Origin of the sequence: Longispora albida DSM 44784, from assembly GCF_000379825.1 — a bacterium.
Taxonomy (GTDB): domain Bacteria; phylum Actinomycetota; class Actinomycetes; order Mycobacteriales; family Micromonosporaceae; genus Longispora; species Longispora albida.
In genome coordinates this window covers 59,957-71,684 of sequence record NZ_KB903822.1, presented here as the reverse complement: position 1 = coordinate 71,684, position 11,728 = coordinate 59,957, and the positions used below count along the sequence as shown (strand labels likewise).

11 protein-coding genes are annotated in these 11,728 nt (G+C 71.5%); 6 read left to right on the top strand and 5 right to left on the bottom strand.

Going from position 1 to position 11,728, the window contains the following annotated elements:
• Nucleotides 1–284 (top strand): integrase core domain-containing protein (locus A3G1_RS0113310; RefSeq protein WP_018349831.1); only part of this gene is annotated, 284 nt, incomplete at its 5' end.
• On the opposite strand, the gene A3G1_RS0113305 is transcribed toward A3G1_RS0113310, so the two are convergent.
• Nucleotides 281–793 carry a hypothetical protein gene (locus tag A3G1_RS0113305; RefSeq protein ID WP_018349968.1) on the bottom strand — a complete coding sequence of 171 codons (513 nt, stop codon included), beginning with the start codon at nucleotides 791–793 and terminating at the stop codon, nucleotides 281–283. The genes A3G1_RS0113310 and A3G1_RS0113305 overlap by 4 nt on opposite strands.
• Nucleotides 794–935: 142 nt before the next feature.
• Between A3G1_RS0113305 and A3G1_RS0113300 the strand changes: the two genes are divergently transcribed.
• The 3 genes from A3G1_RS0113300 (at nucleotide 936) to A3G1_RS34755 (ending at nucleotide 2,730) form a co-directional block, all read left to right on the top strand.
• Entirely contained in the window at nucleotides 936–1,271 is a 336-nt protein-coding gene (locus A3G1_RS0113300; protein WP_040478301.1) for a PadR family transcriptional regulator, read from the top strand.
• Nucleotides 1,268–2,242 (top strand): hypothetical protein, encoded by a 975-nt coding sequence (locus tag A3G1_RS0113295; RefSeq protein ID WP_018349966.1) that lies wholly within the window; start codon nucleotides 1,268–1,270, stop codon nucleotides 2,240–2,242. Before A3G1_RS0113300 ends, A3G1_RS0113295 begins: the two co-directional genes overlap by 4 nt.
• 146 nt (nucleotides 2,243–2,388) lie before the next feature.
• Complete coding sequence (locus A3G1_RS34755) at nucleotides 2,389–2,730, top strand: hypothetical protein (protein ID WP_018349965.1); 342 nt, start codon at nucleotides 2,389–2,391, stop codon at nucleotides 2,728–2,730.
• 98 nt (nucleotides 2,731–2,828) lie between these two features.
• Here the strand turns inward: A3G1_RS34755 and A3G1_RS38550 are convergent, their stop codons facing one another.
• On the bottom strand, nucleotides 2,829–3,245 hold the full coding sequence (locus A3G1_RS38550) for a DUF6086 family protein (RefSeq protein WP_157641113.1): 417 nt from the start codon (nucleotides 3,243–3,245) through the stop codon (nucleotides 2,829–2,831).
• Between the two features lie 76 nt (nucleotides 3,246–3,321).
• On the opposite strand from A3G1_RS38550, the gene A3G1_RS34745 reads away from it, so the two are divergent.
• Nucleotides 3,322–4,581, top strand: coding sequence for an MFS transporter (locus A3G1_RS34745; protein WP_157641112.1), 1,260 nt, complete (start codon nucleotides 3,322–3,324; stop codon nucleotides 4,579–4,581).
• Nucleotides 4,582–4,644: 63 nt separating this feature from the next.
• Here A3G1_RS34745 and A3G1_RS0113275 read toward each other — a convergent pair whose 3' ends face one another.
• Nucleotides 4,645–5,034 (bottom strand): hypothetical protein, encoded by a 390-nt coding sequence (locus A3G1_RS0113275; protein WP_018349962.1) that lies wholly within the window; start codon nucleotides 5,032–5,034, stop codon nucleotides 4,645–4,647.
• A 123-nt stretch (nucleotides 5,035–5,157) separates the two neighbouring features.
• Between A3G1_RS0113275 and A3G1_RS0113270 the strand changes: the two genes are divergently transcribed.
• Nucleotides 5,158–6,678, top strand: a complete 1,521-nt coding sequence (locus tag A3G1_RS0113270) for a CYTH and CHAD domain-containing protein (RefSeq protein WP_018349961.1) — start codon at nucleotides 5,158–5,160, stop codon at nucleotides 6,676–6,678.
• On the opposite strand, the gene A3G1_RS0113265 is transcribed toward A3G1_RS0113270, so the two are convergent.
• Nucleotides 6,635–7,924, bottom strand: a complete 1,290-nt coding sequence (locus tag A3G1_RS0113265; protein ID WP_018349960.1) for a M1 family metallopeptidase — start codon at nucleotides 7,922–7,924, stop codon at nucleotides 6,635–6,637. The genes A3G1_RS0113270 and A3G1_RS0113265 overlap by 44 nt on opposite strands.
• Nucleotides 7,921–11,727, bottom strand: coding sequence for a Pls/PosA family non-ribosomal peptide synthetase (locus A3G1_RS0113260; RefSeq protein ID WP_018349959.1), 3,807 nt, complete (start codon nucleotides 11,725–11,727; stop codon nucleotides 7,921–7,923). Before A3G1_RS0113260 ends, A3G1_RS0113265 begins: the two co-directional genes overlap by 4 nt.
• Nucleotide 11,728 lies beyond the last annotated feature (1 nt).

Genomic DNA, 11,728 nt, shown 5'->3' with positions numbered 1-11,728 from the left:
GCTCCGCCTACCGGTCCACGTCCTGGCGCGAAGCTCTGGCCACCGCCGGGATCCAGCACAAACGCACCCGGCCCTACCGGCCGCAAACCAACGGCAAAGTCGAACGCTTCCACCGCACCCTGGCCGACGAATGGGCCTACGCCCGCCCCTACCAGTCAGAAACCGAACGCCGGACAGCCCTCGCCGGCTTCCTCCACACCTACAATCACCACCGAGCACACACCGCACTCGGCGGCCACCCACCAGCCAGCCGCATCCCCAACCTCACGGGACAGAACACCTAGCTCCGCTTGAGCTGGGAGAGGTCCCAGCGGTTGTCGACCGGCACCCGGCGGCTGAGGAAGAACTCCCGGGACGGCTCCCGCGTGAGCAGAACGATGACGCCGGTCGAGCAGACCAGGACGATGGTCCAGGCCCAGGGCGTCGCGGCCTCCTCCGTTGTCATGCCGGCCACGCCGGCCACGATCCCGGCCGGCGCGAACCACAGCGCGGCCTGCCTGGCCCGCTGGAAGCCGCGCGACATGGCCAGTGCGAGCAGCGGGCTCACGATCGTGAAGACCACGGCGAACACTGTGGACATCAGCGCCACCGCCAGGGCGAAGTAGTACACGGGCCGCGCGCTGACCTCGGTCCACCCGGCGCCGTCCACGTGGCGGGGGATGGTGTCCTCCGCGCCCGGCGTGGGCTTGCCCCACACGTCGATCAGGTCGCCCGTGCTGGCGATCAGCGCCGGGGCGGAGTTGATCGCGATCAGGACCAGGAGCAGGCAGGCTAAACGGACAGTCTTCGGCATGGCAGGCATTCCCCCGTGACAGCGTGCGGCCGCTCGCATGAGGGCCGAGCCGGTCACGGTAGCGATCGAGCCTGCGGCGGGCAACCCCAGGAGTTTCCGCCGGGGGCTGCCCATGCATCAGAAACTGATATATAGTCCAGCCATGAGCCGTCCAGTCGTCAATGAACAAGCCTTCTTCGTGCTCACCGCGCTCGCTGACGCCCCGCGCTACGGCTACGCGATCCGGCAGGAGGCCGAGGCGTTGTCCAGCGGCCGGGTGAAGCTCAGCGTGAGCAGCCTGTACGCGGTGCTCGACCGGCTCACCGCAGAGGAGCTGATCGAGCGCGACCGCGACGAGGTGGCCGACGGCAGGCTCCGGCGGTACTACCGGATCACCAGCCAGGGTGCACAGGTGCTACGAGCCGAGGCGGCCCGGCTGGCCGCGAACGCCCGTGTGGCCGATCAGCGGCTGCGCCAGGGGAAGGAGCGGTGGGCATGACGAGGCTGGAGACCGGGTACCGGAGGCTGCTGCGCCTGCTGCCCGGCTGGTACCGGGCCGAGCGCGAGGAGGAGATGACCGCCGACTTCCTCGAAGGCCGCGACCCTGAGGAGCTGGAGCACGGGGCCTGGCCGGGCTGGCGGGAAGTGATCGGCACCGTGGGGCTCGCGGCGCGGACCCGGCTCGCGGCCGGCAACGGGCCGGCGAGTGCCCGGGCGCTGGGAGACGGAGTCCGGCTGTTCGCCCTGCTCGGCCTCGCCCTGAACGCGGCTCTCACCCTGCCGGCCCTGGCCTGGGGCCTGGCGATGGCCGTGTCCTCCTCCGCCGTGCCGTTCAGCGCCGGCATGGCTGGTCTGCTCGCCCTGCCGGCCCTCGCGGCGCTGCTGACCGGATACCCGAGGCTGGCGAAGGTCCTGGCCTTCGCCACGCTGATCGGCCCGGCATCGGTCGTCGTCGAAGCGCTGATGATGTATGACGGGCCCGTGTCCGACGCGCTGACCTGGCTGCTGCTGGCCGCGCTGCCAGCACTGGCGCTCGCCGCCGGGTACCACGCCGACGTGCCGCGAGTGCCCGTCCGCCCTGCGCTGATCGTCTCGGCCGGAGTGGTCGCGATGACTGTCCTGTCCGGAGCGGCTGGCTGGGTGCTGGGCGAGCCTCGCATCGCCGATCCGGTGCTGTACGCGCTCGTCGGGGCTTTCTTCCTGGTCCGGCTGCGGGATGCTGGCCTGCTGGTGGGTGTGTCACTGCTGGCCTCGGTGCTGGCCGCCCGGTCAGCGTTGTGGATGGTCCCGGTGCTCGATCCGGTGCCGGGTGCCGAGACTGTTCTGGCGGGCGGCGCCTGGCTGACCGGTGTGGCCGGCCTGGCGGGACTTTCCGTGGTCGCGGTCGTGCTCGCGATCCGGTCGGCCTCCGCACTGAGGCGACTGGAGCGTCGGGAAGGCGCGGAGGGCGGGGTTGGTCGATCTTCCTGAATGGACTCACGGCCTGGCCGCTTGACCGTCCAATGTGGTGATTGCCACATTCATCCCCGCAGGCGTGGTTTACAAGATCCTTTCGATGGTAGTTCTTGGAGGCGGCCGCCCAGAACGGGCGGCAGCCATCCAGGGGAGAACTGCTCATGAAGAAGAATCTCGTCAAGACCCTCGTGGTCGCCACGGTGGCCGGAAGCGCGCTGGTCGCCACCGCCGCGCCGGCTGCGGCCTCGGCGTCCGGCCGGTACCTCACCGACGGCACCCGGATCCGGTCCTGCTCGTACCTGTCCTGTTCGGTCGTCGGCCTGGGCTACAAGAGCCAGACCCTCACGGCCAACTGCTACATCAACCTTGGCAGTGAGGTCGGCGGCACCGGCCGCTGGATCAGCCACAAGAACAACGCCACCGGCGTCTCCGGCTGGTCGCACGTCAGCAACGTGACCTGGGGTTCCCCGGGCATCCCGCACTGCGGCTTCGAGCCGGTCTGATCCGGTCCCCGCACCGGCCTGACCCCAGCCTGACCCGCACGCGGTCATCGGCTGGCCGCTGTCGCTGGCCGCCCGGAGCCAAGCCGGGCGGCCAGTTCTCAGTCCTCGTCCGGTGCCGGGTGGACGCCGGCCTCGGGGCGCAGCGCCCGCCAGTGCCGTACCCACATGTCGTGGATCTCCTGGCCGCGCTGCGGCAGGTGAGGCCGGGGGCGGAACGCGCTGGGCTCGCTGCCGCCGCAGTTGTCGAGCAGCGCCCACGCGTTGAGCAGGAAGCCCTCGGTGAGCTGCCTGCCGACCGGGTGCCCGGTGTCCATCCACCGCTCGAACACCGCCTCCACGAACGTGGTGAACAGCGGGACGTCGATCTGGTACTCGTCGAGTCCCGGGTCGTCCCCGATGCCGCTCGGCAGGCCAGCCTGCGCGGCCATCATCTCCGCCTGGGCCTTGAACAGCCGCGCGATGCTGGTGGCCGGGTTCCACACCGTGCGCCGGCCGACCATGAAGTACTGGCTCAATCTGCCCCCATTTGGCTGGTGAGGGGGCAGGTTAACCGATTGGCCACCTAGACGTCACCCTGATTGGATCGTGGCCATGACGGGGATGAGCAACGCCGCAGCACGATTACTTCCGCCGCGCGGGTTGCCGCGCAAGCTGGCCTTCCAGTCCGCGCTGATCGCTGTCGGGAGCGGGACGTTCCTCACCGGCAGCGTCGTGTTCTTCACGCACGTCAACAAGCTGTCGCCCACCGGGATCGGGATCGGGTTCTCGCTGGTCGGCCTGGTGATGCTGGTCAGCTCGCTGCCGCTCGGGCACCTGGCTGACCGGCTCGGCGGCAAGCGGGCCTGGGTGATCGGGGCGCTGGCTGAGGCCGTGCTCTTCGCCTGCTACCCGCTGGCCGGCAACTTCTGGCTGTTCCTGCTCGTCCTGACGGGCGTCGCCGTCGCCGACGGGGTGGCTGGCGCCGGGCGGCACGTGTACGTCGCCGCCGCGCTGCCCGCCGAGACCCGCGTCCGATCGATGGCGTACATGCGGGCGTATCTGAATGTGGGCTTCACGATCGGCGGTGGTGTCGGTGCGGCGGCGCTCGCGATCGGTTCCAATGCCGCGCTGATCGGCATGTGCCTGCTGAACGCGGCCGGCCTGCTCGTCAACGCGGTGATCGTCTCGCGGATGCCGGACATCGCGGTCGAGAAGGCGAGCCGGAAGGCGGCCAACCCGGTGAAGGTGCTGGCCGACCGGCCGTATCTGGCGCTGTCGACCATCTTCGCCGTGATCTGGTGGCACGGCATGATCTTCACCGAGATCCTGCCGCTGTGGGCGATCACGAGTACTGACGCGCCCAAGCCGGTCCTCGGTGCGCTGTTCGCGCTGAACACGGTGATCGCGGTCGCCCTCCAGGTACCGGCGACGCGGACGGCGGACACGGTGCCCGGCGCGACCAGGCTGCTGCGGTTCGCCGGGATCGCGGCCGCGCTGGCCTGCCCGGTGATCGCGTTCTCCGGGCGGACGCACGGCTGGGAGACCGTCGCGGTCCTGGCGCTGGGCGTCGTCCTGCTGACCGCCGCCGAGCTGTGGGCGTCGGCGGCACAGTGGATGTTCACCACGGACATCCCGCCAGCCAGCCAGCGGGGCGCGTACCAGGGCGCGATGAAGACTGTCGGCGGCGTGGGCCGGATGATCGGCCCGGTCGGCCTGACGTTCCTGGCGATCACGACCGGCGGGTGGGGCTGGTGGGTCATCGCCGGCCTGTTCGTGGCGGCGGCTGCGGTCACCGGCCCGGTACTGGCGTGGATTGCCCGCACACCGCGCAACGGCGAGGCCCCGGTACCGGCCCTGAGCCCGGTCGCCTGAGCGAACCCGAACAGGGGTGTACCCGTCCGGGTACACCCCTTCCTCATGCCCGGCCGACGGCGATCAGGCGGTGAACCAGGCCGAGGCCTTGCCGTTCCGGTCATGGATCTTGAACTTGGTGATCTGGTACCCGGACGGCACGGTGTACCCGCCGCAGCCCGAGGCGCTGCCGTTGCCGTCGCTCACGGTGGCGTAGTCGGTGATGTCCCAGCGCCCGTTGTAGAAGTAGAACTCGACGTACACCCCGATGTTGTCGGCAGCACGATCACAGATAGTGATCAGCGTGTGGCTGTTCTTCACGTTGGCCTCGGCCAGCGTGCAGCAGGTCATGCCGCCGGAGTACAGGAACTTCTGCACGTCGTGGGCCGCGGCCGGGCCGGCCAGGGTCGCGAGGACCGTCGTGCTGGCGGCGGCCACCAGGCCGGCCCGGACGGCGAACTTCTTCACGCTCATGTGGTGCTCCTTCGTGTTGCGTGGTTGAGCAGGTGGACAGCGTGCAGATCGCCGGTACAGCGCGGATACAGTGCGGACCGTCGCGGTCTGATCACCAGGTGTGTATGCGTTTAGGGTGAGGGGATGGAAGAGGAGCGGAAGTTCGACGTCGATGGTGAGTTCGAGCTGCCGGCCTGGTTCCTGGCCGATCCGGCGGTGGTGCCGATGCCGGTGAAGCGGCTCCGTGCCACGTACTTCGACACCGCTGACCTGCGGCTCGCCCGGGCCGGTGCCTCGTTGCGCTTCCGGTCCGGTGACGCCGAGCCGTGGACGGTGAAGCTGCCGACCGGCACTCCCGGCATCCGGCGGGAGATCAGCGCGTCCGGCAGCCCGGGCCGCCCGCCGGCTGGGCTGGCCGGGCTGGTCACGACGTTCAGCAGGTCCGAGCCGCTGGCTCCCGTCGTCGTGCTGAGCACCCAGCGCACGCCGTACGAGATCCGTGGCCAGGAGGGCGAGGTCCTCGCCGAGCTCGTCGACGACCAGGTGAGTGTCTACTCCGGACGGAGGATCGTCACCCGGTTCCGGGAGATCGAGGTCGAGCGGAAGGCCGGGCCGCGTTCCCTGCTCGACACGGTGGCCGGGCAGCTGGCCGGGGCCGGTGCGGTCGAGGGGGAGTTCACGTCGAAGTTCGCCCGGGCGCTGGGCGGGGCCGCGAGCGCACCATCGGACCTGACAGCCCCGCAGCCCCTGCCGCGTAAGAAGGCCAGCGCCGCAGACGTGATCACCGACGGGCTGCGCCGGGACATCGGCCACATCATCCAGCACGACCCCCTCGTCAGGCTCAGGGCCGAGGTGGGAGGCGGCGACACTGCGGTGCACCAGATGCGGGTGGGCTGCCGCCGGCTGCGCAGCCGCCTGCGGGTCTTCGCCGGGCTGCTCGATCCGCGCTGGGCCGGGCCGTTGCGCGCTGAGCTGTCGTGGCTGGCCGGCGTGCTCGGCGGGGCCCGTGACGCCGAGGTCCTGCGCGCCCGGCTGTCCCGTACCGCTCACGCCGACGAGCTGGCCCCGCTCGACGCCGAAGCGGTGTCCATACTGGACGCTGCGCTCGCCGCCCGGCACGCCGCCGCGCTGGCGGATCTCGACGAGGCACTGGCGAGCGACCGGTACCTGGCCCTGCTGGACCAGCTCTTTGCCGTCGCCGCCGGGCCGAAGGTCAGCCGGGAGGCCAAGGGCCGGGCCGCCGCCGTCCTGCCACCGCTGGCCGCGCGGCCGTACCGGAGGCTTGCCAAGGCGATCCGCGACCTGACGCCCGACGCGCCCGACGACGTGTGGCACGCCGCGCGGGTCCGGGCGAAGCGAGCCAGGTACGCGATCGAGGCCGTGGCGCCCGTTCTGCCGGCCTCCGCCGGTGAACTCGCCGCGCGGCTGGCCGCCGCGCAGGGCTGCCTCGGCGAGCATCAGGACGCCGCGATGGCCGCCGTCACCTGGCTCGAACTGGCCGAGGCCGACCCGGCCCGGCTGGGCGTGACCGCTGGCCGGCTCGCCGAGCGGGAACGGGTGGCCGTCCGGGCGGCGCGTGCGCGGTTCCCCGAGGTGTGGGGGCGGGCCGGCAAGAAGAAGGTCACCAGGTGGCTGGGAGCTCCGGGCGGTACAACCAGGAAGTGAAAAGGTCTTCCAGCCTGCCACCAGCGAACCGCACGAAGTCCTCAGTGGACACTGTGGCGTGCTGATAGGTGGCGGTCCAGTCCTTCAGCAGCGCGAAGAACTGGGCGTCGCCGAGCCGGTGCCGCAGCGCGTGCAGGGTCAGGGCGCCGCGCTTGTAGACCCGCTCGTCGAACATCCGGGACACGCCAGGATCGGCGAGCACCAGGTCCTGCGGGCCGGTGCTGAGCTTCGCGTGCCACTGGCGGGCGTGGTCCTCGGCTGGCGCGCCGCCCGAGGCTTCCGACCACAGCCACTCGGCATAGGTCGCGAAACCCTCGTTGAGCCAGATGTGCGGCCACTCCCTGATGGTCAGGCTGTTGCCGAACCACTGGTGTGCCAGCTCGTGCACGATCAGGCGTTCGTGGGTGCGCTGGCCGTCGATCAGGTTAGCGCCGAAGACCGACATGCCTTGCGCCTCGATGGGCTCGTCCAGGTCGTCGCAGGTCACCACGACCAGATAACCCCTGAACGGGTACCTGCCGAAGAAGCGCTCCAGCGTCGACATGATGAGCCCGTGCCGCCCGAAGTCGTGCAGGAACGGCTGCCGTAGCCGGGCGGGGAACGCGGCGTGCTGGCCGGGCCCCAGCGTGGCCTGCTCGTAGAGCCCGACCTGGACGCTCATCAGGTACGTGGCGGTCGGCTCCGGGCGCTCGTAGACCCAGGTGGCCAGGCTCCCGCCCTGACGGCGGCCGACCAGGTCGCCGGTGACGAGGACGGTGTAGGGGGCGTCGGCTGTCACGGTCACCCGGTAGCTGGCCTTGTCGGCGGGGTGGTCGTTGCACGGGTACCAGGACGGGGCACCGATCGGCTGGCTGGCCACCAGCGCGCCCTCGCTCAGCTCGTCCCAGCCGATGTCGCCCCAGGCCGGGTCGTGGATCGGGCGCGGATTCCCCCCGTACCGGACTTCGACGGTGAACGTGCCGCCGTCCGCGATCGGCACCGCCGGGGTCACGTGCAGCTTGCGGTCGCGCTGGGCGTACCGGGCCGGCTTGCCGTTGACCAGCACCCGGCTCACTCGCAGCCCGGCCAGGTCCAGGCTGAACCGGGACAGGGCCTGCGTCGTGGTCGCCTCGACGCGCGCCCTGGCCGTCAGCCGGTTCGGGGCGACGCGGTACTCGAGGTCGAGGTCGTAGTGCCGGGTCCGGTAGCCGCCGTTGCCGTGCGCCGGAAGGTACGGATCGCCGGACGTCTCAGCGCCGGCCGTCACCGCTTGGCCCACACGGCGATCGGGTTGCCCAGCCAGCGCGAGTCGGCCGGCACGGCGTCGCCCCGGGTGACCAGGGAACCGGGGCCGACCGTCGTGCGGGCGCCGATGCTCGCGCCCGGCAGGACGATGCCGTGCGGGCCGAGGGTCGCCCCGTCCGCGAACTCCACTGCCGACATGCTCATGATCCGATCGTGGAACAGGTGGGTCTGCACGACGCAGCCCCGGTTCACCGTAGCGCCGGCCCCGAGCCGGACGAGGTCGGACTCCGGCAGCCAGTAGGTCTCCAGCCACACGCCCCGGCCGATCCTCGCGCCCATCGTGCGCAGCCAGCCGGTGAGCAGCGGCGTGCCGCCCGCAGCACCCGCCAGCCACGTCACCGCCAGTACCTCGACGAACGTGTCGGCCAGCTCGTTGCGCCACACGAACGAACTCCACAGGGGATGGTCGACCTCCCGGAACCTGCCGACCAGCAGCCACTTCATCACGGTCGCCGTCAGGCAGGCCAGCACGCCGCCAGCCAGGATCCCCAGCCCCGAGGCCAGCGGCCCCCACACCGGCCCGAGCCACCAGACCAGCGCCAGCCACGTCACGGCCAGCGCCGCACTGCACATCACCGGCACGATCCGCAGCAGCTCCATGAGCGCCCGGGCCAGCTTCAGCCGGAACGGCGGCTCGAAGGTCCGCGACACGTCCGAGGTCTCCACGGCGCGCCGGACGGCCATCGGGGGCATGCCCAGGTACGAGCCGCCCTTCTTCGTCTTGCGCGGCGTCGCGGAGAGCACGCCGACCAGGCCGCCCTTCGGCACGGAACGGCCAGGGCCCGTCATGCCCGAGTTGCCGAGGAAGGCCTGCTTGCCGACGCTGGCCTGCCCGATGTGCAGCCAGCCGTACCCGAGCTCGTAGCTCGCGACCATCGTGTCGTCGGCCAGGAAGGCCCCGTCGGCCACCCGGGTCATCGACGGCAGCGCGAGCACCGTGGACACCTCGGCACCCCGGCCGACCTTCGCGCCCAGCAGCCGGAGCCAGGCCGGGGTGGCCAGGCTCGCGTACAGCGGGAAGAGGCCGGTGCGCGCCATGCCCATCAGCCGCTCCGTCGCCCACGCCTGCCACGCGACCCGGCTGTGCACCCCGTGGTACCCCTCCCGGAGGCGGATCGAGAGCAGCCGGACGCCCACCAGTACCAGGAAGCCGTAGGACAGGAAGTAGCTGATCGCCGCGAGCGGCACGACCAGCATGGCCGCGCTCCACGCCTGCGCCAGGGTTTCCTCGCGCTCGGCCAGCGGCGCCACCCAGACCAGAGCCGGCACCGCCGCGGCCAGCGGCAGCAGGCCCAGCAGCAGTGAACTCAGGCCGTAGACAGCCGACCAGAGCCGGGTGCGGCCCGGCCGGTCCACCGGCCACTTGCCCAGGCCAGCGTCCTCACGGGCAGCTGGCGAACCAGCCCAGCGCTGCCCGGCGGGCACCACGCCCCGCACCGTCGACCCCGCGCCGATCTCCGCGCTCTTGCCGATCCGTGTGCCGGGCAGCAGCGTGCTGCGCCCGCCGACCCGCGCGCCGGCCCCGATCCGGATCTTCCCGATGTGGACCCGGTCGCCGTCGACCCAGTGGCCGGACAGGTCGGTCTCCGGCTCGACGGCCGCGCCACGGCCCAGCTTCAGCATGCCGGTGACCGGGGGAGCGGAGTGCAGGTCGGTGTCCTTGCCGACCTTCGCGCCGAGTGCCTTGGCGTAGAAGGTCATCCACGACGCGCCCGACACGCTGGTCACGCCGCTGAGTTGCTGGAGCTTCTCGGCGGCCCACAGTCTGATGTGGACACTGCCGCCTCGGGGGTAACTCCCCGGTTTCACGCCGCGCAGCAGCAGCCGTGCGCCGCCAGCTGCCAGGCCGATCCGGCCCGGCGGGCTGAACAGCACCACCCACGCGGCCAGCAGCCACCACCACGACACGTGCGGTGCCCACGCCGCATCCAGCAGATTAGCCAGAGCCAGGGCCACCACGGACCAGCGCAGTCCAGCGAGCGTCAGCAACGGCACCATCAGGAGCGTCTGAACAAAACCAGTCTTCCTTGGTACCGGAGCCACATCCGGCCGCGTCCCCGCGACGTCCTCCAGCCCCTCGCAGAACGCGGCGAGCCCGCCCAGCGCCGGGTTCTGGTAGATGTCGACGATCGCGACCTGCGGGTACCTGCTCCGGATGTGCGCCACGAGCTGCGCGGCCGACAGGGAGCCCCCGCCGTTGCTGAAGAAGTCGGCCTTCGGGCTCACGACCTGCACGCCCAGGATCTCCGACCACGCCTCGGCCAGCCAGGCCTGCGTACCCGTCAGCATGCTCCGCGCGATGTCCGTTGTGGACAGGGGCCATGGCAAAGCCTTGCGGTCCACCTTGCCCGACGTCCGGACCGGCAGCTCCGGTACCCGGGCGAGCAGCGGCACGAGCGCCGCCGGCAGCTGTTTACGGAGCAGCTTGACGGCCCTGTCGGAGTCGAAGGAGTCGGAGGCGACGACGTAGCCGACGAGTACCTGGTTGCCGGCCCTGGTCCGCTGCACGGCAGCCGCGGCTGCTGTCACCTCGGGCAGCGACATGAGCGCCGCGTCGACCTCGCCCAGCTCGATCCGCCGGCCGCCCAGCTTGACCTGCTCGTCGCCCCGGCCCATGAACAGCAGGCCCTCGGGCTCGGCGCGGACGATGTCGCCGCTGCGGTACGCCCGCTCCCAGCCCAGCGACTCCAGCGGCGCGTACTTCTCGGCGTCCTTCTCCGGGTCGAGGTACCTGGCCAGGCCCACCCCGCCGATCACCAGCTCGCCGGTCTCGCCCATCGGGACCGGCTGGCCGTCCGGGCCGACGACGGCCAGCTCCCAGCCGTCCAGCGCGAGCCCGATCCGCACCGGCCCCGTACCGGTCAGCCGGGCGGCGGTGGCCACCACGGTCGCCTCGGTCGGGCCGTACGTGTTCCACACCTCGCGGCCCTCGACGGCCAGCCGCTCGGCCAGCTCCGGCGGGCACGCCTCCCCGCCGAAGATCAGCAGCCGGATCTCCTCCAGCGCGTCCACCGGCCACAGCGAGGCGAGCGTCGGCACGGTGGACACGACGGTGATCCCCCGTTCGACCAGCCACGGGCCCAGGTCCACGCCGCTGCGCACCAGAGCGCGCGGCGCAGGTACGAGACAGGCGCCGTGCCGCCAGGCCAGCCACATCTCCTCGCAGGACGCGTCGAACGCGACGGACAGCCCGGCCAGCACCCGGTCGCCGGGCCCGAGCGGCTCGTCGGCGCAGAACAGCCGGGCCTCGGCGTCCACGAACGCCGCAGCCGACCTGTGCGAGACCGCCACACCCTTCGGCTTGCCCGTCGACCCGGAGGTGAAGATGATCCACGCGTCGTTTCCGGTACCCGGGACCGCGCCCTCGACAGGGGTCAGAGTTCCGCCATCTGTCAGGATCGCGCTCACCCCGGCCTCGCCGAACACCAGCTCGGCCCGCTCATCCGGATCATCGGCGTCGACGGGCACATACGCCGCTCCGGCGGTCAGCACGCCCAGGATGGCGACATACAACTCAGCCGTACCCGAAGCGATCCGCACCCCCACCCGGTGCCCGGCCCCGACGCCAGCCTTCCGCAGCCGCTGGGCGACGGCCCCGGCCTCCTCGGCCAGCCGGCGGTAACTCAGCGTGCCGGTACCGGCGTCGAGCGCCGCGGCGTTCGGATGGGCAGCGACCGTGGCCTCGAAGATGCCGAGCAGCGTCCGTTCCGGCGGGGCTGGCACACCGGGGAACACCGCCGGTACCTCGGTGATGGCTGTGGTCACC

What these genes read in the sequence shown, in the direction of transcription:
- A3G1_RS0113305 (WP_018349968.1), bottom strand. Translation starts at nt 793, where the DNA reads ATGCCGAAGACTGTCCGTTTAGCCTGCCTGCTCCTGGTCCTGATCGCG.
- A3G1_RS0113300 (WP_040478301.1), top strand. Translation starts at nt 936, where the DNA reads ATGAGCCGTCCAGTCGTCAATGAACAAGCCTTCTTCGTGCTCACCGCG.
- A3G1_RS0113295 (WP_018349966.1), top strand. Translation starts at nt 1,268, where the DNA reads ATGACGAGGCTGGAGACCGGGTACCGGAGGCTGCTGCGCCTGCTGCCC.
- A3G1_RS34755 (WP_018349965.1), top strand. Translation starts at nt 2,389, where the DNA reads ATGAAGAAGAATCTCGTCAAGACCCTCGTGGTCGCCACGGTGGCCGGA.
- A3G1_RS34745 (WP_157641112.1), top strand. Translation starts at nt 3,322, where the DNA reads ATGACGGGGATGAGCAACGCCGCAGCACGATTACTTCCGCCGCGCGGG.
- A3G1_RS0113275 (WP_018349962.1), bottom strand. Translation starts at nt 5,034, where the DNA reads ATGAGCGTGAAGAAGTTCGCCGTCCGGGCCGGCCTGGTGGCCGCCGCC.
- A3G1_RS0113270 (WP_018349961.1), top strand. Translation starts at nt 5,158, where the DNA reads ATGGAAGAGGAGCGGAAGTTCGACGTCGATGGTGAGTTCGAGCTGCCG.